This window comes from Naasia sp. SYSU D00948 (assembly GCF_017916515.1).
In the GTDB taxonomy this organism is placed as follows: Bacteria; Actinomycetota; Actinomycetes; order Actinomycetales; family Microbacteriaceae; genus Naasia.
In genome coordinates, this window is the sequence record NZ_JAFMTA010000001.1 from 179,159 (window position 1) to 199,645 (window position 20,487).

20 protein-coding genes are annotated in these 20,487 nt (G+C 70.7%); 6 read left to right on the forward strand and 14 right to left on the reverse strand.

The window, feature by feature from the left end; all coding sequences use genetic code 11:
• Position 1: 1 nt before the first annotated feature.
• On the reverse strand, positions 2-1,411 hold the full coding sequence (locus tag J3P30_RS00850; RefSeq protein ID WP_210479022.1) for a serine/threonine-protein kinase: 1,410 nt from the start codon (positions 1,409-1,411) through the stop codon (positions 2-4).
• Between the two features lie 605 nt (positions 1,412-2,016).
• Between J3P30_RS00850 and J3P30_RS00855 the strand changes: the two genes are divergently transcribed.
• Entirely contained in the window at positions 2,017-3,402 is a 1,386-nt protein-coding gene (locus J3P30_RS00855) for an HNH endonuclease signature motif containing protein (RefSeq protein ID WP_210479024.1), read from the forward strand.
• 64 nt (positions 3,403-3,466) lie between these two features.
• Here the strand turns inward: J3P30_RS00855 and J3P30_RS00860 are convergent, their stop codons facing one another.
• From J3P30_RS00860 to J3P30_RS00870, 3 genes are all read right to left on the reverse strand, one after another.
• The gene (locus J3P30_RS00860) at positions 3,467-4,306 is read right to left on the reverse strand and encodes a PP2C family serine/threonine-protein phosphatase (RefSeq protein WP_210479026.1); all 840 of its coding nucleotides are present in this window, start codon (positions 4,304-4,306) and stop codon (positions 3,467-3,469) included.
• 63 nt (positions 4,307-4,369) lie between these two features.
• Positions 4,370-5,662: an FHA domain-containing protein gene (locus J3P30_RS15490; RefSeq protein ID WP_307807341.1), complete on the reverse strand. Its 1,293-nt coding sequence runs from the start codon at positions 5,660-5,662 to the stop codon at positions 4,370-4,372.
• A gap of 28 nt (positions 5,663-5,690) precedes the next feature.
• Entirely contained in the window at positions 5,691-7,124 is a 1,434-nt protein-coding gene (locus J3P30_RS00870; RefSeq protein ID WP_210479028.1) for a gamma-aminobutyraldehyde dehydrogenase, read from the reverse strand.
• Positions 7,125-7,246: 122 nt separating this feature from the next.
• Between J3P30_RS00870 and J3P30_RS00875 the strand changes: the two genes are divergently transcribed.
• The 5 genes from J3P30_RS00875 (at position 7,247) to J3P30_RS00895 (ending at position 11,876) form a co-directional block, all read left to right on the forward strand.
• On the forward strand, positions 7,247-7,729 hold the full coding sequence (locus tag J3P30_RS00875) for an Lrp/AsnC family transcriptional regulator (protein ID WP_210479030.1): 483 nt from the start codon (positions 7,247-7,249) through the stop codon (positions 7,727-7,729).
• Complete coding sequence (locus tag J3P30_RS00880) at positions 7,726-9,129, forward strand: aspartate aminotransferase family protein (RefSeq protein ID WP_210479032.1); 1,404 nt, start codon at positions 7,726-7,728, stop codon at positions 9,127-9,129. The genes J3P30_RS00875 and J3P30_RS00880 overlap by 4 nt, the downstream gene beginning before the upstream one ends.
• Positions 9,126-10,547, forward strand: a complete 1,422-nt coding sequence (locus J3P30_RS00885; RefSeq protein WP_307807342.1) for an FAD-binding oxidoreductase — start codon at positions 9,126-9,128, stop codon at positions 10,545-10,547. Before J3P30_RS00880 ends, J3P30_RS00885 begins: the two co-directional genes overlap by 4 nt.
• A 54-nt stretch (positions 10,548-10,601) precedes the next feature.
• Positions 10,602-11,153, forward strand: a complete 552-nt coding sequence (locus J3P30_RS00890) for a TspO/MBR family protein (RefSeq protein WP_210479034.1) — start codon at positions 10,602-10,604, stop codon at positions 11,151-11,153.
• Between the two features lie 117 nt (positions 11,154-11,270).
• Positions 11,271-11,876: a DNA-3-methyladenine glycosylase I gene (locus J3P30_RS00895; RefSeq protein WP_210479037.1), complete on the forward strand. Its 606-nt coding sequence runs from the start codon at positions 11,271-11,273 to the stop codon at positions 11,874-11,876.
• A gap of 33 nt (positions 11,877-11,909) precedes the next feature.
• Here J3P30_RS00895 and J3P30_RS00900 read toward each other — a convergent pair whose 3' ends face one another.
• From J3P30_RS00900 to atpB, 10 genes are all read right to left on the reverse strand, one after another.
• The gene (locus J3P30_RS00900; RefSeq protein WP_210479039.1) at positions 11,910-12,863 is read right to left on the reverse strand and encodes an aldo/keto reductase; all 954 of its coding nucleotides are present in this window, start codon (positions 12,861-12,863) and stop codon (positions 11,910-11,912) included.
• A 20-nt stretch (positions 12,864-12,883) separates the two neighbouring features.
• Complete coding sequence (locus J3P30_RS00905) at positions 12,884-13,627, reverse strand: YaaA family protein (RefSeq protein WP_210481796.1); 744 nt, start codon at positions 13,625-13,627, stop codon at positions 12,884-12,886.
• A 1-nt stretch (position 13,628) separates the two neighbouring features.
• Positions 13,629-13,889, reverse strand: coding sequence for a F0F1 ATP synthase subunit epsilon (locus J3P30_RS00910; RefSeq protein ID WP_210479041.1), 261 nt, complete (start codon positions 13,887-13,889; stop codon positions 13,629-13,631).
• Positions 13,890-13,891: 2 nt separating this feature from the next.
• Positions 13,892-15,355 (reverse strand): F0F1 ATP synthase subunit beta, encoded by a 1,464-nt coding sequence (gene atpD, locus J3P30_RS00915; RefSeq protein WP_210479044.1) that lies wholly within the window; start codon positions 15,353-15,355, stop codon positions 13,892-13,894.
• Between the two features lie 20 nt (positions 15,356-15,375).
• Positions 15,376-16,275 carry a F0F1 ATP synthase subunit gamma gene (locus tag J3P30_RS00920; protein WP_210479046.1) on the reverse strand — a complete coding sequence of 300 codons (900 nt, stop codon included), beginning with the start codon at positions 16,273-16,275 and terminating at the stop codon, positions 15,376-15,378.
• Complete coding sequence (atpA, locus tag J3P30_RS00925) at positions 16,275-17,912, reverse strand: F0F1 ATP synthase subunit alpha (RefSeq protein WP_210479048.1); 1,638 nt, start codon at positions 17,910-17,912, stop codon at positions 16,275-16,277. The genes J3P30_RS00920 and atpA overlap by 1 nt, the downstream gene beginning before the upstream one ends.
• Positions 17,913-17,940: 28 nt before the next feature.
• Positions 17,941-18,729: a F0F1 ATP synthase subunit delta gene (locus J3P30_RS00930; RefSeq protein WP_210479049.1), complete on the reverse strand. Its 789-nt coding sequence runs from the start codon at positions 18,727-18,729 to the stop codon at positions 17,941-17,943.
• Entirely contained in the window at positions 18,729-19,295 is a 567-nt protein-coding gene (locus J3P30_RS00935) for a F0F1 ATP synthase subunit B (protein ID WP_210479050.1), read from the reverse strand. Before J3P30_RS00935 ends, J3P30_RS00930 begins: the two co-directional genes overlap by 1 nt.
• Positions 19,296-19,300: 5 nt before the next feature.
• A complete protein-coding gene (gene atpE, locus J3P30_RS00940) occupies positions 19,301-19,534 on the reverse strand; it encodes an ATP synthase F0 subunit C (protein WP_210479051.1) in 234 nt (77 codons plus the stop codon).
• 64 nt (positions 19,535-19,598) lie between these two features.
• The gene (gene atpB, locus J3P30_RS00945; protein ID WP_210479052.1) at positions 19,599-20,429 is read right to left on the reverse strand and encodes a F0F1 ATP synthase subunit A; all 831 of its coding nucleotides are present in this window, start codon (positions 20,427-20,429) and stop codon (positions 19,599-19,601) included.
• Positions 20,430-20,487: the final 58 nt, after the last annotated feature.

The following is a 20,487-nucleotide window of genomic DNA, read 5'->3' on the forward strand; positions in this document are numbered from 1 at the left end:
CCTAGGCGTCCACGCACTTCTCGTTGCTCGGCTCGCCCACCTTGCCGCTGCGGTTCACGGTGACGCTGATGCAGACCCGGCTGCCGGGCGCGGCGTCGGCGAGGAAGGTCGTGCCCTTCTGCACGCTCGAGCGACCGTCGTGCGTCGTGATCTCGTAGCTGTCCCCGGCGCTGAGGCCCGGGTCCTGCCAGGAGAAGCGCACGGTCCCGTCGTCGACGCTCGCCGAGATGTCCGAGACCCGCGGGATGTCTCCCGAGGCGCCCCGGATGAGCACGACCATCGCCGTGGCGCCGAGCGCGATGACGACGGCCGAGACCGCGACGAGCATCCAGGAGAGCCACTGCACGCGCTTCGACTGCGGCCCGCGCATCCCGCTGCCGTGGTCCGCCGATCCGCTTCCGTCCCGCGCGACGGTGGCGATCCCGCCGCTCGCGGTGAGCGTGCGCGCCCGACGGCGACGGCGATCCGACCCGCCGAGCGCCGTGACGCTGCGGACGCGGGTGCGATCCTCGAGGTCCGCGACCGTCGCGAGCGCCCAGTCGTCCATGGCGACCTCGAGGGGCGTCTGCGGGAGCCCGAGCTCGGTCTCGACCGCCTGCAGCTCGCGGATCAGCTCCAGCACGCTGCCGGGCCGCTGCTCCGGCTTCTTCGACATCGCGCGCTGGAGCACGAGCTCGAGCCGGGCCGGCACGTCGGCGCGGTCGATCGGCTCCGGCTTCGCGCGGTTGATCCGGTTGATGAGGTCGGTCGACTTGTTGTCGGTGCCGGGCACCTCGAACGGCGAGCGCCCGGCGAGCAGGCTGTAGACCGTGGCGGCCATCGCCCAGACCTCGCTGGCGATGGTGCCGGAGGTCTCGTCCATCAGCACCTCGGGCGCCGACCACGGGATCGAGAGACCGACCGACTCCGTCCGCTCCGACTCGGCGAGGGTGGCGGCGATGCCGAAGTCCGACAGGACCGGATGCCCGTATGCCGTCATGAGGATGTTCGTGGGCTTGATATCCCGGTGCAGCACCCCGGCGCGATGAGCCGTCTCGACGGCGCTCGCGATCTTGATCGCGATCCGCAGGACCTCCGGAACCGGGATCCGCTCGCGGCGGTAGCGCTCGCTCAGGCTCGCGGAGCAGAGCTCCATCACGAGGTACGGGCGCCCGTCCGAGGACACGCTCGCCTGGTACACCGTGAGGATCGAGGGGTGCGTGCTGAGCTGGGCCATCAGGTTCGCCTCGGCCTGGAACATCTGGCGCACCTGGTCGTTGACGACATCGGCGAGCATCACCTTCACCGCGACCTGGCGGCGCGGCATGTTCTGCTCGTAGAGGAAGACGTCCGCGAAGCCGCCGGAACCGAGGGCCCGCACGTACGCGAAGCCCGGCAGGGTGGGCGGGGTCGACGGCAGACGCCTCGTCATGTCATCCCCTCGCGGTTCGGCGGACGAGCACTCCAGCAGCTGGACTGCGGGGCCGGCACCGGGTGCCCGGAAGGCATTGTAGACAGCGTGTCCCCCGGAACCGGCCGCACAGAGCGGGCGGTTCCCCAACGCAGAAGCGCCCCCAGAGCGGGGGCAGACCCCGCGGTGCACCCCGATCAGCGTAACCGCTCGTCCGGGAACGTGTATTCCTTCGGGGTCCCGGCGTCCCCGATGAGGTCCGCCCGAGGCTCTGAGGGAGGCGCATCGCGCTGGCACCCGCTGCACCGACTCGGTTCCCACACCGCGAGTCGAGGCCCGGCCGCAGGGCTGCGCCGCGAAGCCAGCGGACCCCGCTCAGAAGAAGGAGCGGACATCATCCGCGACCGCGCACAAGCAGCGCATCTCGACAACTCCCTCACTGTCCTTGGAGAATCAGCCGAACCGGCCCCTCGCCACCAGCAGCACCCACTGGCGACCCCGACACCGGCGTTCGAGCGACGCCCGCACGCCCTGGTTCAGATCGCTTCAACTAGTAGTTGAGGTTGCTGTGGAAAACCGTCGCCGGTGAGGTCGGAGTGTCGGTGGTGGCGGGCAGAATCAGGCGCGTGGAAAGGCCCACCGACACTCTCGCGGCGCAGGCGGCCGCGCTCGCTCAGCGGGTGGCGGAGCTGGCCTGGGCCGGGGAGGCGGCGTCGCTGGCGGAGGTCGCCGACGGGCTCACCGACGCGGCGCTGATCGAGTGCCTGGAACGGATCGGGAGCCTTTCGAACCTGGTCGATGCGATCGGCAGCCGGCTGGCCGGAGTGTTCGCGGGCCGCTCCGCCCGCGACGGGGAGGAGCCGCTGGCGAAGCGGCTGGGCAGCCGGTGCGCGCCGCTCGCGGTCGCCGCGGTCGCGCACGTGTCCACCGGCACCGCGACCGGCTGGTGCCGCATCGGCGGACAGCTCGGTCTTCGCCGCTCGCTCACCGGGGAGCTGCTGCCCGAGCCGCACCCGGTCACCGCCGCGGCGTTGGAGACCGGGTCGATCGGCGCCGACGCCGCCTCGCTCATCCTGGACACCCTCGGCGCCGTCGCCGACAAGGCCGCCCCGGAGCGGGTGACCGCGTGGGAGGAGTTCCTGGTCGGTGAGGCCCTCACCGAATCCAGCACCGGGCTGCGGCAGGCCTGCCGCGCACTGATCGCGCACGCCGACCCCGACGGCATCCAACCTCGCGAGGAGGAACTGCGCGCCAAAGCCGGCGTGAGGATCCTCACCCGCCGCGACGGCATCACCCGCTACCTCATCGACGCCGACCCGGAAAGCGACGGCTGGCTGCGCACCGCCCTCGATGCCCGCACCGCACCCCGCCGCGAGGTCCGCTTCACCGACCAGGACCAGCCAGAGCCCGACCCCGCCCTCGAAGACACCCGCACCCTCGCCCAGAAGCGGCTCGACGCCCTCGTCGGCATCGCCCGCGACTCACTCAGCCACGACCCCGGCGAGATCTCCGGCACCGCCGTGACCATGCTGGTCACCATCACCCACGACGCGCTCGTCACCGGCATCGGCGCCGCCACCATCGACGGCATCGACCAGCCCATCTCCGCCGCGACCGCCCGCCGGCTGGCCTGTGAGGCGAAGATCATCCCGGTCGTGCTCGGCGGCGACTCCCAGCCGCTGGACCTCGGCCAGAGCCGGCGCCTGTTCAGCCAGGCCCAGCGCTACGCCATGACCATCCGCGACCGCGGCTGCATCTGGCCCGGCTGCCACGAACCACCCGGCAGATGCGAAGCCGCCCACCTCACCGCCTGGCACCAGAGCCCAGGCCGGCCGCACGGACCCACCGACCTGAGCAACGGCGTCCTGCTCTGCCGCTTCCATCACCGACGACTCGACAACGACGGCTGGACCATCCGATTCATCGACCGGATCCCGCACCTGATCCCACCACCCTGGATCGACCCCACCGGCACCCCACGACCAGCCGGACGCCACACCCTCGCCGCCTAGAACGCTGCCCAAGAATCAGCGCGACGTGAGGCGCGGCCGCCCGCGCCAGCCGGACGCCGCGGACTCAAGAGTGGCGACCGGTCCCCCGCCGCGGAACCGTCTGATCGACGTCGAAGTCGCCGCTCGTGCCGAGCACGTCGATGATCACCACCGTGATGTTGTCCCGCCCGCCGCGGTGCAGTGCCGCGTTGACGAGGTCGTGCGCCGTGTCGCGGGCGGAGCGGCCGGCGACGAGGGAGGAGCGGATGTCCGCGTCCGTGAGCTCCTTGGTCAGCCCGTCCGAGCAGAGCAGGAGCCGCAGGCCCTCGACGACCGGGATCATCCAGTAGTCGGGCGCCGGCATCTCGTTGAAGCCGACGGCGCGGGTGATCACGTTGCTGTCGGGGTGGTTCTCCGCCTGCTCCTTGCTGATCACGCCGGAGTCCACGAGCTCCTGCACGACCGAGTGGTCGACCGTGACCTGCTCGAAGAGGCGGCCGCGCAGCTGGTACACCCGGGAATCGCCGACGTTGAAGACGGCCCAGTACGGATCCGTCCCGACGAGCGTCAGGGCGGCGCCGGTCACGGTGGTCCCCGTGCCCAGGGCGGTCTTGCCGGAAACCTGGGAGATGTCGCGCGCGGCGCTGCCGAGGGCGTGCTCCACCACGTCCGGATCGATGAAGTCCGTCTCGATGACCTCGGCCAGGCGGGAGACGACCGCCGCGCTCGCGACGTCGCCGGCGGAGTGGCCGCCCATGCCGTCCGCGACCGCGAAGACGGGGCTCTGGGCAAGGAAGCTGTCCTCGTTGACCGTGCGCTTCCGGCCGACGTTCGTCACGCCGGCCCAGCTGAGGGTCACCTTGAGGTCGGGACGGCGGGGCACCGACACGGTATGGCCGGAGTTGCTGCGGCCGATCTGCGTCACGGAGGTCCTGCCTGGAAGGGGAAGAGCCCGGAAGGACCGGGGCTGGATGCGGAGCGCCGTCCGCTATCGGATCGGCAGGATCTCGATGACGTTGCCGTCGCCGATATCCACAAGAGTGCCAGGGGTCACGACCATCGATTCCCCCTGCCGCAATTTTATGGGAGCCGATCCGGGCTGCGAAACGAAGGTCCCGTTGGTCGAGCGCATATCCGTGACGACGACGGACGCGCCCTCCTGCCGCAGCTCCACGTGCGTGCTGCTGACCTCCATGGAGGGGGACGCGATGCGGAGCAGCCGGGGAAGCGTGCCGGTGACGATGCGCGGGCTGCTCGGCTTCCGGCCGATGTAGACGGGCGTGTCGAGGCGGTACACCTGGCCGTTGCCGATGCGGAAGCAGTAGTAGCCGGACGAGCGCTCCTGGCCCGGTGAGAACCGGGGGTCGAACTCGATCCGCGACGGCGACCAGGTCGTGAGCGGCGGGACGTCCGCGCGATGGCGCCGCCGGGACGTGACGATCGTGTCCCCGATGTCCCCGGCCGCCTCGCTCGCGCGGCTCACCTCGGCCACGCGGTCGTCGCCGCGGAACCGTCCCGTGCCGAGGCCGCGGACGGTGTCGTCGAGGTCCCTCGTGTCGCCGGTGTTGCCCACCGCGGCGCGCGAGGGCGGCATCGGTGGCACGGGAGCGGACGCCGCGGGGATCACCGGGATCGGGGTCGTGATCGGCGCCCGGTAGGGCCCGGGTGCCGCGGCGAGGTTCTGGACGGGGATGGACCCCGTGATCGTCGGCACGGACTGGGGCGGCGCGATGGTGGCGGCCGCCCGGCGCGCACGCCGGCGCTCCGGCGCGGGAGCGGGTCGCTGCGGCTGACCCGGATCCAGCGGCGTCCAGGCGAGCCACGGCGCGCGGACGACTCCGCTCATCAGGGGCAGATCGGCGGAGGTGGGGGCCGTGTCGACTCCCACCGGGCGCTCGACGGAGCCGAGGGCGAGGCCCTGCACGCCGTCGAACTCGGCCAGGTACCAGGGCTGCATGTTGCGGGAGTCGATGCGGCGCTGCCCCGCTGCCGTCTGCACGTCCACGCTGCCCCGCCCGCGCAGCACAAGGGTCGTGCGGGAGCCGATGACGACGACCGCGAAGGAGCCGACCGCCGCCGGACCTCGCGTGGGGATCGCGGCCACGACGGACTCGATCGAGGCGTCCGGCGCGGTGGCCGTCCGCCACAGCGACATCACCACCTCGGTGGATGCGGCCGGCTCGAAGCCCGCCAGCACGCGTCCGGCGGCGAAGAAGATCCAGTTCAGGCCGCCGCCGACGTCAGCCGCGAGGGGAGAGTAGAAGGCGTGGCCGGAGGACACTGATCGGCTGCCTCCCCCCGGCCCCCGGTCATTGGCCGATATAGCTCATGACGTGCTTCACGCGAGTGTAGTCCTCGAACCCGTACATCGAGAGGTCCTTGCCGTAGCCGGAGTGCCGGAAGCCGCCGTGCGGCATCTCCGCGACGAGCGGGATGTGCGTGTTGATCCAGACGCAGCCGAAGTCGAGGACCTTCGCCGCCCGCATCGCCTTGCCGTGGTCCTTCGTCCACACCGACGAGGAGAGGCCGTACTCGACGTCGTTCGCCGAGCGGAGCGCCTCCTCCTCGTCCCGGAACCGCTGGGCGGTGATGACCGGGCCGAAGACCTCCTGCTTGCTCATCTCGTCGTCGGGCATGAGCCCCGACACGATGGTCGCCGGGTAGAAGTACCCGGTGCTCCCCTGCCGGGAGCCGCCCAGCACGACCTCGGCGTGGTCGGGCAGGCGCTCGAGGAAGGCGCTCACCCGCGCCAGCTGGTTCGCGTTGTTGACGGGACCGAAGTAGACGCCCTCCTCACGGGGCGCTCCGGTGCGCGCGTTCTCCTTCGCGTACTCGGCGAGCGCGGCGACGAACTCGTCATGGATGCCGTCCTGGACGAGCACCCGGGTCGCCGCCGTGCAGTCCTGACCGGCGTTGAAGTAGCCGGCCCCGGCGATGCCCTGAACGGCGAGCTCGATGTCCGCGTCGTCGTAGACGATGACCGGCGCCTTCCCGCCGAGCTCGAGGTGCACGCGCTTGAGGTCACTCGACGCCGCTCGTGCCACCTCCATGCCGGCGCGGACCGAGCCTGTGATCGACACCATCTGCGGGATCCGGTGCTCGATCATCGCGGCGCCCGTGGTCCGGTCCCCGGTGATCACGTTGAGCACGCCCGGCGGCAGGAACTCGGCGGCGACCTCCGCGAGCAGCAGGGTCGACGACGGCGTGGTGTCGGACGGCTTGAGGACGACGGTGTTGCCCGCCGCGATCGCGGGGGCGAACTTCCACGTCGCCATGTTCAGCGGGTAGTTCCAGGGGGTCACCTGGCCGATGACTCCGACGGGCTCCCGCCGGATGAACGACGTGTGGTCCTTCATGTACTCCGCGGCGGCCCTGCCCTCGAGGACCCGGGCGGCGCCCGCGAAGAAGCGGATCTGGTCGACGGAGACGAGGATCTCGTCGTCGACGAGGGACGCGAGCGGCTTGCCCGTGTCCTTGGACTCGATCTCGGCGAACTCGTCCGCGCGGCGCTCGATCGCGTCCGCGATCCGGAAGAGGGCGAGCTGGCGCTCCCCCGGCGTCGTGTCCCGCCACTCCTCGAAGGCGGCCGCCGCCGACGAGAACGCCGTGTCGACGTCCTGGGCGTTGGAGACGGGGCTCTGCCCGTAGACCTCCTCGGTGACGGGATCGACGAGGTCGAGAAGCTGGTCCGAGGACGACTCCACGTAGGCGCCCCCGATGAAGTTCCGCAGGGTTCCGGTCATGGCCGCCAGCCTACTGCGGCGCCCCCGATAAGCGTAGGGAAATCAACCGATTCCGTCGCTCGGAGGGTACGACACATCCGGATTCGCTTGCTCGGGCCCCTGCGCACTGCCAGAATCGCAGGGTGAACGAGCAGCGCCGAGGGGCTCCGGCCAGGCCACTCCAGCTCGACTCCGTCTCCAAGGCGATCGTCGAGCAGCTCCAGCAGGACGGCCGGCGCTCGTACGCCGAGATCGGCAAGGCCGTCGGCCTCAGCGAGGCCGCGGTGCGCCAGCGGGTGCAGAAGCTGACGGAGTCGGGGGTCATGCAGATCGTCGCCGTCACCGATCCGATGCAGCTCGGCTTCTACCGGCAGGCGATGATCGGCATCCGCGTGAGCGGGGACACCCGGATCATCGCGGACAAGCTGGCCGCGATGCCGTCGGTGGACTACGTCGTACTGACCGCCGGCAACTTCGACATCCTCGCCGAGGTCGTCTGCGAGAACGACGACGAGCTCATCGACCTGCTCAACTCCGAGATCCGCACGCTGGAGGGCGTCTCCTCGACGGAGACGTTCGTCTACCTCCGGCTGCACAAGCAGCTCTACGACTGGGGAACGCGATGACCGCCACCGAACAGCTCGTGACCGCCACGGGCAGCGAGCAGGACCTGCAGGCGAAGGCCAGGGACCACCTCTGGATGCACTTCTCCCGGCAGTCGGTCCTCGAGGACCACGGCGTCCCCGTCATCGTGCGGGGCGAGGGCCACACGATCTGGGACTCGACGGGACGCAGCTACCTGGACGGCCTCTCCGGCCTCTTCGTCGTGAACGCGGGACACGGCCGCCGCCGCCTCGCGGAGGTGGCCGCGCGCCAGGCGGAGCAGCTCGCCTTCTTCCCGATCTGGTCCTACGCGCACCCGGCCGCGATCGAGCTCGCGGACCGGCTCGCCGACCTCGCTCCGGGCGACCTCAACCGCGTCTTCTTCTCGACCGGCGGCGGCGAGGCGGTCGAGACCGCGTTCAAGCTCGCCAAGCACTACTGGAAGCTGCAGGGCCGCCCCACCAAGCACAAGGTCATCTCACGGGCGGTCGCGTACCACGGGACGCCGCACGGCGCGCTCGCGATCACGGGGATCCCGGCGATGAAGGAGATGTTCGAGCCGGTCGCGCCGGGCGGCTTCCGGGTGCCGAACACCAACTACTACCGCGCCGACGAGATGGGCTTCTCCGGATCACCCGAGGAGTTCGGCCTCTGGGCCGCGAACCGGATCGAGGAGATGATCCTCTTCGAGGGTCCCGAGACGGTGGCCGCGGTGTTCCTCGAGCCGGTGCAGAACTCGGGCGGATGCTTCCCGCCGCCCCCGGGCTACTTCCAGCGGGTCCGGGAGATCTGCGACCGGTACGACGTGCTCCTCGTCTCGGACGAGGTGATCTGCGCCTTCGGCCGCATCGGCAACTGGTTCGCGTGCGACACCTACGGCTACGTGCCGGACATGATCACCTGCGCCAAGGCGATGACGAGCGGCTACTCGCCCATCGGCGCGACGATCGTGAGCGACCGCATCTACGAGCCGTTCCGGCACGGGCAGACCGCGTTCTACCACGGGTACACGTTCGGCGGTCACCCGGTGTCCGCCGCCGTGGCGCTCGAGAACCTGCGCATCTTCGAGGAGGAGGGGCTCAACGAGCGGGTCCGCGAGAAGAGCCCGGTCTTCCGGGCGACCCTCGAGAAGCTGCTGGACCTGCCCATCGTCGGCGACGTCCGCGGCGACGGCTACTTCTTCGGCATCGAGCTCGTGAAGGACAAGGCGACGAAGGAGACCTTCTCCGACGAGGAGTCGGAGCACCTCCTGCGCGGCTTCCTCTCGAAGGCCCTGTTCGAGGCGGGGCTCTACTGCCGGGCCGACGACCGCGGCGACCCCGTCGTCCAGCTCGCCCCGCCGCTCACCGTGGGCGAGACCGAGTTCGATCAGATCGAGCAGATCCTCCGCGGAGTGCTCAGCGAGGCCTGGTCGCACTTGTGAGCCGTGCGGGCGCGGGCACCCGGGCGGTCCCCGAACCGGCGCCCTCGGCGCGCCGCTACCGCGACGTCAGCTTCTGGATGGACGAGCTCGCGGCGTCCGGCGACGATCCCCTCGTCCCGCGCCCGCCGCTCGACGGGGACCTGTCGGTCGACGTCTGCATCGTGGGCGGCGGACTCACCGGCCTCTGGACGGCGCACTACCTGCTCTCGTCGCACTCCAGGCTGCGGATCGCGGTCCTCGAGAAGGAGATCGCGGGTTTCGGCGCATCCGGGCGCAACGGCGGCTGGTGCTCCGCGCTGTTCCCCCGCGGCACGGCGTCGCTCGAGCGGACGCACGGCCGGTCCGCCGCGCTCGCCCTCCGCCGGGCGCTGCGCGACACCGTCGACGAGGTCGGGCGGGTGACCGCCGAGCTCGGCATCGAGTGCGGGTACGCGCGAGGCGGCACGATCTCCTACATCCGCTCGCGCGCCCAGCGCGCCGCCGCGGAGCGCGACCTGGCGGAGGCACGCCGGTTCGGCGTCGACGAGCTGGAGCTCCTCGGCCCGGAGTCCGTCGGCGCCGCCCGCGCGACGGGAGCCGTGTACGACCCGGCGTGCGCCCGGGTCCAGCCCGCCCGCCTGGTCCGCGGCCTCGCCGCATCCCTCGAGTCGCGCGGAGTGACGATCTACGAGCAGACGCCCGCGCTCGAGCTGCTGCCGCGGCAGGTGCGGACCCCGACAGGGACGGTCTCCGCCGGCACCGTCGTCGTCGCGCTCGAGGGGTACACGCCGACCCTCGCCCCGTACCGCAGGCGCCTGCTGCCGCTGTACTCCCTGATGATCGCCACCGAACCCCTTCCGGAGTCGACCTGGCGCGAGCTCGGGATCTCGCACGGCCAGACCTTCACCGACTACCGGCACCTGCTCATCTACGGCCAGCGGACCCAGGACGACCGCATCGCCTTCGGCGGCCGCGGCGCCCGGTACCACTTCGGGAGCCGCGTGCGGGACGACTACGACCGCGTGGACCGCGTCTTCGGCCACCTCCGCCGCGCGCTCACCGACCTGTTCCCCGCGACCGCGGACGTCGAGGTGACGCACCGCTGGGGCGGACCGCTGGGAGTCCCGCGGGACTGGCACCCGACCGTCTGGCACGATCCGCGCCGCGGCCTCGCCTTCGCCGGGGGGTACGTCGGGGACGGGCTGTCCCTCACGAACCTGGCGGGGCGGACCCTCGCCGAGCTGATCACCGGCTCCGGCACGGGCCTGTCCACCCTCCCCTGGGTCGGGCACCGGTCGCCCCGCTGGGAGCCGGAGCCCCTGCGCTTCCTCGGCGCCAACGCGGGCCTGGCGGCGATGACCGCCGCGGACCTCGAGGAGCGCGTGCGCCGGCGTCCGTCGCTGGCCGCTCGCCTGATGGGACCGCTGATCGGCGGGTGATCCCCGCCCCGGAGCCCTAGAATTCGGGGACCGGCCACCCGCGGAGACCCACCCATGTCCTACAGCTCGACCTCCCCTCCCCCGGGACTCGTCGGGACGCCCCGCCGCCGCCTCGACGGGAGGTCGATCCTCGCCCTCGTGCTGTTCCTCGCGGCCTCGTTCGCCGCGGCGGCCTTCGGGGTCGCGACGACGACCTCGGCGATCGAGGGCTGGTATGCGGAGGCCGCCAAGGTGGCGTGGACGCCGCCGAACTGGCTCTTCGGTCCCGTCTGGACGGTCCTGTACATCCTCATGGCGGTGGCCGCCTGGCTCGTGTGGCTCCGGCGGCGCTTCGAGCACGTCACGCCGGCGCTCACGCTGTACGGGGCGCAGCTCTTGCTCAACGCGGTCTGGAGCCCGATCTTCTTCGCGGGCTACACCCTGATCGGGCCCTCTGCGCTCTGGGTGGCGCTCGCGGTCATCCTGCTCCTCGACATCTGCGTGCTCGCCACGATCCTCACCTTCCGGCCGGTGAGCCGGACGGCGGCGGTGCTGCTCCTGCCGTACCTGGCCTGGATCCTGTACGCCACGACGCTCAACTGGGGCATCGCGGTCCTCAACAGCTGATCCCTCCCCCGCCGCTCGGGGAGGCTCACCGTCCACGCCGGCAGGACCACGGCGGAGCGCTCGCACTGCTCGCCCTACCGTCCCGGCATGATCCTTCCTGCCCCTACGCTGGCCGAGATGACGACGACCATCGGCGAGGACGGCCTCGCCCGCTGCGGATGGTCCGCCCGGGACCCCGAGTACCGCCGGTACCACGACGAGGAGTGGGGCACCCCGCTCCACGGCGACCGCCCGCTCTTCGAGAAGCTCTGCCTCGAGGGATTCCAGGCCGGGCTGTCGTGGATCACCATCCTGCGGCGGCGCTCCGGCTTCCGTGAGGCGTTCGCCGGCTTCGACCCGGCCGTGCTCGTGGACTGGGGTGAGGCCGAGGTCGAGCGGCTGCTCCAGGACACCAGGATCATCCGCAACCGGGCGAAGATCGAGGCGACCGTCGCGAACGCGGCGGCGCTCTCGGCCCTCGTCGCCGAGGAGGGCGAGGGCGGGCTCGACCGCCTCGTCTGGAGCTTCGCCCCGCCCGCCCGGGAGCGCCACCCCGAGTCGTTCGAGGAGATCCCCGCCGTCACGCCCGAGTCCACGGCGCTGTCGAAGGAGCTGCGGCGTCGCGGCTTCCGCTTCGTCGGACCGACGACGGTGTACGCGCTCATGCAGTCGGCGGGCCTCGTCGACGACCACCTCGCTGGCTGCTGGCGCGCGGGCGTCAGCGGATCGGCGGCGCGCTCGTAGGGCTCCGAGCCGGCGGGGATCACGGCGATGCCATCACGAGAACAGCGCGGAGATCTCCTCGGCCTCCTCCGGCGTGGGCCGCCAGGCCTCGCCCGCCTCCGCGTTCTGGCGGATCTGGTGCGGCGTGGTCGCACCGGCGATGACGCTCGAGAGCCCCTCGACCGACAGCAGCCAGCCCACCGTCGCCTGGAGCATCGTGATGCCGCGCTCCGTCGCGAAGGCCTCGAACCGGTCGAGGGTGTCCCAGGGCACCGTCTCCAGGAGGCTCCGCCGCTGCCGCATGATCCGGCTGCCCTCGGGGCCGCCCGCGCGCGTGTACTTGCCGGTGAAGATGCCGTTGTAGAGCGGGAAGTACGGCAGGAATCCGATGCCGTAGCGCCGGGCGAGCGGTAGCAGCTCCGTCTCGGCGCCGCGGGCGAGCAGACTGTACTCGTTCTGCGCGGACACGAACCGCTCCCGCCCGCCGGACCTGGCGGTGAGCTCGGCCTCGACGAGCTGCCATGCGGCGAAGTTCGAGGACCCCAGGTAGCGGATCTTGCCCTCCTGCACGAGCTCGTCGAGGGCCGCGAGGGTCTCCTCGATCGGCGTGTTCGGGTCGGGCGTGTGCAGCTGGTAGAGGTCGATCCAGTCGGTCCGCAGCCGGCGCAGGGAGCCCTCGACGGCCCGGCGGATGTACCGGCGGGAGCCGCGGTCCTGCCAGGACGGGATCGGGCTGTGGGCCCCGCTGTGGCCGAACTTGGTGGCGACGATCACCTGGTCGCGCCGGCCCGCGAGCGCCTCGCCCAGGAGCTCCTCGCTGAGGCCGAACCGTCCGCCGTAGACGTCGGCGGTGTCGAACAGGGTCACCCCGGCGTCGATCGCGGCGCCGACCACGGCCTCGGCTCCCTCGGGGCCCTCGCACGCGGTCCCCGGCCTGCCGAGGTTGTTGCATCCGAGTCCGACGGCGGACACGCGGAGGCCGGACCGGCCGAGGCTGCGGTACTCCATCCGCCCAACCTACCCGGGGCTCAGACGGTCAGGGCCAGCTCCCCTTGCGCTCCCGGCGCGAGCCGGAAGCCCGCTCCGGCGGCCCAGTCCAGCAGCTCGTCCACGGTCTCCGGGAGAGCGTCGGCCGCGAGCAGGGCGCGTGCGAGCTCGCCCTTCGCCTTCTTGTTGAAGTGGTTGAGCGCCCGCACCGCGCCGTCCGGTCCCTGGCCGAGCACGCGAAGGTACACGGCACCGGGACGGGCCGGAGCAGGTCCGAGCGCGGCGTAGCCCTCGGAGCGCAGATCGAGGATCAGGCCCGGCACGGCCTGCAGCTCGCGCGCCACCCGGTCCGCCCAGTGCGCCTTGAGCGGGAGCTCCGGGAGCCGGGAGTCGGCCGACAGCCGGTAGGCGGGGATGGGGTCGAGGGCGCCGACGAGCCCGAACAGCGCCGACGCGATCGCCACGGACGAGGCCGCTCGGTCCCGCGCCGCAGAAGGCAACGACGGAGCGTCGAGCGCGTCGTAGAGCACGCCGATGAAGCGGTCGATCGCGGGCAGCGTCGGCGAGGTCGTGATCCGCCGGTTGCGGTCGATCTCATCGCGCTGCCGCGCGCCCAGCTTGAGGGCGGCGGCCATCGCGTCCGGGTCCTTGGCCAGGGCGCGCACCGCGCGCACCACTGTGCGGCGCCCCGCGTTCAGCCGCGGGAACGACAGGGATCCGTAGTCGAGCGCACCGCCGTCGCCCCCGTCCCGCTTGGTCTCGGACGGGGGCAGCAGCAGGAGCAGGTCAGCCCACCAGTTCCGCGGCGCTCGCGACGACCGTCACGGTGTCGTTCTGGACCGAGATGAACCCGTCCTCGGCGTTGGCCGTGATGCGGCGGCCGCCGACCTGGGTCACCCGGACCTCACCGCCCGCGAGGACGGCGAGCAGCGGGGTGTGACCGGGCAGGATCCCGATCTCCCCCTCGGTCGTGCGAGCGACGACCATGGTCGCCTCGCCGGACCAGACCTGCTGGTCCGCCGAGACGACGTTGACGGTGAGCGCCACGGCTAGCCGTTCTCCTTCTGGATCTTGGCCCACTTCTCCTCGACGTCGCTGATCGGGCCGACGTTGAAGAACGCCTGCTCGGCCACGTGGTCGAAGTCGCCGCGGACGATCGCGTCAAAGGACTCGATGGTGTCCTTGAGGGGCACGGTCGAGCCCTCGACACCGGTGAACTTCTTCGCCATGTAGGTGTTCTGCGAGAGGAACTGCTGGATCCGCCGCGCGCGCGAGACGGTGACCTTGTCCTCCTCGGAGAGCTCGTCGACACCGAGGATCGCGATGATCTCCTGGAGCTCCTTGTTCTTCTGCAGGATCGCCTTCACGCTCGTCGCGACCCGGTAGTGGTCCTCGCCCAGGTAGCGCGGGTCCATGATCCGGCTCGTCGACGCCAGCGGGTCCACGGCCGGGTAGAGGCCGCGGGACGCGATCTCGCGGGAGAGCTCCGTCGTCGCGTCGAGGTGCGCGAACGTCGTGGCGGGAGCCGGGTCGGTGTAGTCGTCGGCCGGAACGTAGATCGCCTGCAGCGAGGTGATCGAGTGGCCGCGCGTCGAGGTGATGCGCTCCTGGAGGACGCCCATCTCGTCGGCGAGGTTCGGCTGGTAGCCCACCGCGGAGGGCATGCGGCCGAGCAGCGTCGACACCTCGGAGCCGGCCTGCGTGAACCGGAAGATGTTGTCGATGAAGAGCAGCACGTCCTGCTTCTGGACGTCGCGGAAGTACTCCGCCATCGTCAGGGCGGACAGGGCCACGCGCAGACGCGTGCCCGGCGGCTCGTCCATCTGGCCGAACACGAGCGCGGTCTTGTCGAACACACCCGCCTCGTCCATCTCGTGGATGAGGTCGTTGCCCTCACGGGTCCGCTCGCCGACGCCCGCGAACACCGACACACCGCCGTGGTCCTGCGCGACGCGCTGGATCATCTCCTGGATGAGGACGGTCTTGCCGACGCCCGCGCCGCCGAACAGGCCGATCTTGCCGCCCTGCACGTACGGGGTGAGGAGGTCGATGACCTTGATGCCGGTCTCGAACAGCTGCGTCTTGCTCTCGAGCTGGTCGAAGGCGGGCGCCTTGCGGTGGATGGACCAGCGCTCGGTGACCTCGATGGTCTCGCCGTCCGGGAGGTTGAGGACGTCACCGGTGACGTTGAACACCTTGCCCTTGGTGACGTCACCCACGGGGACGGTGATCGGGCCGCCGGTGTCGCGGACCTCCTGGCCGCGGACGAGGCCGTCCGTCGGCTTGAGCGCGATCGCCCGGACGAGGTCGTCGCCCAGGTGCTGGGCGACCTCGAGGGTGATCTCCTGGCTCTGGTCGCCGATGACGATCGTCGTCTTCAGCGCGTTGTAGATCTCCGGGAGGGCGTCGCTCGGGAACTCGATGTCGACGACCGGACCGGTGACACGGGCGACGCGACCCACGCCGGGGGCGGCGGGGTTGGCGTCGGCGCGGTCGGGAGCGGTGAGGGTCATTCTGTGCTTCCTTCTGAATGCTAGGTCGCCAAGGCGAGGGCGTCGGCGCCGCCCACGATCTCGGAGATCTGCTGGGTGATCTCGGACTGGCGCGCGTTGTTCGCCAGCCGGGTGTAGTCCCTGATGAGGGCGTCGGCGTTGTCGCTCGCCGACTTCATGGCCTTCTGCCGCGCCGCGTGCTCCGACGCGGCGGACGCCAGCATGGCGTTGAAGATCCGGCTCTCGATGTACACCGGGAGCAGCGCGTCGAGGACGGCGTCCGGGTCGGGCTCGAACTCGTACAGCGGCAGCACCTCGTGCTGGCCGGGAGGCTCCACGCCCTCGACGACCTCGAGCGGCAGGAGCCGCACGACCTCGGGGGTCTGCGTCACCATGCTGACGAAGCGGTTGTAGACGATGTGGATCTCGTCGACCCCGCCGTCGGCCGCATCCCGCTCGAAGGCGGAGACGAGCTCGTCCCCGATCTCCTTCGCGGTCGCGAACACGGGCTGGTCGGTGCCGCCGGTCCAGCTGCGGGCGTACTCCCGCTTGCGGAACGAGAAGTACGCGACGGACTTGCGGCCGACGAGGTAGTGCACGACCTTCTTGCCCTGGGAGCGAAGCAGCTCGGTGAGCTCCTCGGCCTCCTTGATCACGCTGGCGCTGAAGGCACCGGCGAGACCGCGGTCGGAGGCGAAGATCACGACGGCTGCGCGCTCGACGTGCTCTTTCTCGGTCGTCAGCGGGTGGTCGACGTTGGAGTACGCCGCCACCGCCGACACCGCCTGCGTGACCGCGCGGGCGTACGGCGTTGACGCCGCGACCCGCTGCTGGGCCTTCTGGATCCGCGAGGCGGAGATGAGCTCCATCGCGCGGGTGATCTTCTTCGTCGTCTGCGCCGAGCGGATCTTCTGGCGGTAGACGCGGAGCTGGGCTCCCATTACCGGCGCGCCCGCACGATCTTCTCCTGGTTCACGTCCTCCTGGTCGATGGGCGTGAACTCCTCGTGCCCCGCCGACGCGAGCGGCCTGCCCTCGCCGGTCTGGAACTCGAGCTTGAAGCGGTCGACGGCACGGTCGAGCTCGGCGACGGTGTCGTCGTCCAGCACGTTGGTGTCGCGGAGCCGGGTGAGGATCTGCGTGTTGCGGCCGAGGTAGTCGAGCAGCTCGCGCTCGAACCGGAGCACGTCGGGGACGGGCACCTCGTCGAGCTTGCCGTTCGTGCCGGCCCAGATCGAGACGACCTGCTCCTCGACGGGGTACGGCGAGTACTGCGGCTGCTTGAGCAGCTCGGTGAGGCGGGCGCCGCGCGCGAGCTGACGGCGGCTCGCCGCGTCGAGGTCGGACGCGAACATCGCGAACGCCTCGAGCGAGCGGTACTGGGCGAGCTCGAGCTTCAGCGTGCCGGAGACCTTCTTGATGCTCTTCACCTGGGCGTCGCCGCCGACGCGGGACACCGAGATGCCGACGTCCACGGCCGGGCGCTGGTTCGAGTTGAACAGGTCCGACTGCAGGAAGATCTGGCCGTCGGTGATCGAGATCACGTTGGTCGGGATGTACGCCGAGACGTCGTTCGCCTTCGTCTCGATGAGCGGCAGACCGGTCATCGAGCCCCCGCCGAGCTCGTCCGAGAGCTTCGCGCAGCGCTCCAGCAGACGGGAGTGCAGGTAGAACACGTCGCCGGGGTACGCCTCGCGGCCCGGCGGGCGGCGGAGGAGGAGCGAGACGGCGCGGTAGGCCTCGGCCTGCTTCGACAGGTCGTCGAAGATGATCAGGACGTGCTTGCCGCCGTACATCCAGTGCTGGCCGATCGCCGACCCGGTGTAGGGAGCGAGGTACTTGAAGCCGGCCGGGTCGGACGCGGGAGCGGCGACGATCGTCGTGTACTCCATGGCGCCGGCGTCCTCGAGGGCGCCCTTGACGCCCGCGATGGTCGAGCCCTTCTGGCCGATGGCGACGTAGATGCAGCGGACCTGCTTCTTCGGGTCGCCCGACTCCCAGTTCGCCCTCTGGTTGATGATCGTGTCGATCGCGATCGCGGTCTTGCCGGTCTGGCGGTCGCCGATGATGAGCTGGCGCTGGCCGCGGCCGATCGGGATCATCGCGTCGATCGCCTTGATGCCGGTCTGCATCGGCTCGTGCACGCTCTTGCGCATCATCACGCCGGGGGCCTGGAGCTCGAGGGCACGGCGGCCCTCGGTCGCGATCGGGCCGAGGCCGTCGATCGGGTTGCCGAGCGGGTCGACCACACGGCCGAGGTACCCGTCGCCGACGGCCACGGAGAGGACCTCGCCGGTGCGGTGCACCTCCATGCCCTCCTCGATGCCCTGGAACTCACCGAGCACGATGGTGCCGATCTCGGTCTCGTCCAGGTTCTGGGCGAGCCCGAGCGTGCCGTCCTGGAAGCGGACGAGCTCGTTGGCCATGACGCCCGGCAGGCCCTCGACGTGGGCGATGCCGTCTGCGGCGTCGATGACGTACCCGACCTCGGTGGTCTGCGCGCCCGCCGCCTCGTAGGACGAGACGAAGTCCTTCAGCGCACTGCGGATCTCGTCGGGGCTGATCGTCAGGTCTGCCATGATGTTTCCTCTTTCCGGAAGCGCCGGCTCAGCCGACGAGTTGAAGTCGAAGATCGGAGAGGCGTGTCGCGACGCTGCCGTCGATCACGTCGTCGCCGATGGAGATGCGCAACCCGCCCACCAGCGTCTCATCCACAACCTGGTTGACGCTGAGCTTCCGCCCGTAGCGCCGGCTGAGGACGTCCTGGAGCCGGGTGAGCTGGGCCAGGGTGAGCGGCGTCGCCGTGCGGACCACGGCGATGCCGAGTCCTGCCTGATCGGCGGCGACGGCGGCGGCGTTCCGGAGGGACTCGCCGATCCGGCGCCCGCGCGGCTGGCGGACCAGGTGGCTCACGAGGACGCGGGTCTGCGGCGACGCGCCGCCGAGCAGGCGCTCCACCAGGGTGCTCTTGGCCTCCGGGCTGCCGAGCTTGCTGCTGACCGCCAGCTCGAGAGCCGAGTCGGAGCGCACCGCGTTCTCGAACGCGAACAGCTCGCTCTGGACGTTCGTCTCGGGACCGGCCGACGCCACGAGGGCGCGGATGCCGATCTCCTCGATGCCGGCCACGAACTCGTCCTGCGTCGACCAGCGCTCGGCCGCCATCGCGGCGAGCAGAGCGACCGCGGTGCGGTCGAGCTTCGCGAAGACCCGGCCGACGAGCCCGCCCTTGTCCTCCGGCGAGATGCCGGGGTCGGCGAGGAGGGAGCGGAGCTGCGCGGACGAGGCGATCGTCCGCGCAGCCGCCAGAACCTCTTCGCCCACCCGCTCGCTGCGGACGGGCATGCTCGCGAGGACCGTCTTCGATGCCTCGAGGGCGGAGCGACTCGCAGAGCCCATCAGGCCCTCGTCCTCGCGCCCGCGGTCCGAGCGCCGTCGCCCTCGGCCTCGAGCTCGGCCAGGAACCGGTCGACCAGGGCGCGGGCCCGGCGGTCGTCCGTGAGGCTCTCGCCGACCACGCCGGAGGCGAGATCGATCGCGAGCGAGCCGACCTCCGAGCGCAGCGACGTGACCGCCGCCTGGCGCTCGGCCTCGATCTGCGCCTGCGCGTGCGCAGTGATGCGCGCGGCCTCGGCCTGCGCCTGCTCGCGCATCTCGACGAGAATCCGCTTGCCGTCCTCGCGGGCCTGCTCACGGATGCGAGCCGCCTCGGCGCGGGCCTCGGCGAGCTGCGCGTTGTACTTGTCGAGTGCCGCGGCCGCCTCTCGCTGCGCCTGCTCGGCGCGCTCGATCCCGCCCTCGATCTTGGCTGCGCGCTCGTCCAGCAGCTTCTTGACCGCCGGGAGCACCTTCCACCAGAACAGGGCGAGGATGATCGCGAAGCAGACCGCACCCCAGAGGAGGTCCGGGAGCGCGGGGATGAGCGGGTTGTGCGCCGCCTCTTCCGCGTGAGCTGCCCGAAGCATGAGGACTACGCCCCGAAGATGTAGTACGTGGCGATGCCGATGAGGGCCAGGGCCTCGGTGAAGGCGATGCCGATGTACATCAGGGTCTGCAGCCGGCCGGAGAGCTCGGGCTGGCGCGCGGTGCCCTCGATGGTGCGGCCGACCACGATGCCCACGCCGATGGCGGGGCCGATGGCGGCGAGACCATAGCCGACGGTCGCGATGTTGCCGGTGAGCTCGGCGACAACGGTTGTGTCCACGTTGGGTTCTTCCTTTCGTTGTGGTCCGGATTGTTGTTAGCCCGGACCTGCAGGGGTCGTTAGGTCAGTGCTCTTCAGCGAGCGAGAGCTGGATGTAGACCGCAGTCAGCAGGGCGAAGACGTACGCCTGCAGGAAGGCCACGAAGATCTCGAACAGCGTGAAGGCGAAGCCGAAGGCGAAGGTGCCGACGCTGAACAGCCTCATCAGCCCGGCGTCCTGCCACTCGTAGAGGAAGAAGCTCGTCGCCGAGAAGAACAGCACGAGGAGCAGGTGCCCGACGATCATGTTCATCGTCAGACGGAGCGTCAGCGTGACCGGCCGGAGGATGAAGGTCGAGACGAACTCGATCGGCGTCACGATGACGTAGAAGTACCAGGGCACGCCGGGCGGGAAGAGCGTGTTCCTGAGGAACTTGCCCGGGCTCTTGCGGAGCCCCGCGTAGACGAAGGCGAACCACACCACGATGGCGAGCAGCAGCGGGATCCCGATCACGGACGTGCCGGCGATGTTGAACGGCGGGATGATGCCCGTGATGTTCATGCCGAGCACGAGGAAGAAGATCGTCGTGATCAGCGGGAGGAAGCGCTGGCCGTCCTTCTTGCCCAGCAGGTCCTCGGCGATGTTGACGCGCACGAACTGGAGACCCAGCTCGACGACGCTCTGGAATCGCGTCGGGACGAGGCGCATCCGCCGCGTGCCGAGGTAGAAGAAGAGCACGATGGCGAAGGTCACGATCAGGCGGATGATCATGATCCGGTTCAGCTCGAACGGAGTGCCCTCGAAGAGGACGACCGGCGGGAAGAACTCCTCGATCGACGGTGCGTGGAACTCGGCTTCGCCGGCGGCGAGCGGAAGGGCAGGAAAGAGTGCGCTTAGCAGGTCATGCTCCAACATCGGGGCGTGCGACAACGCGGCGATTGGGACTTCCTCACCCTAGCAGAAGGGCACTGTC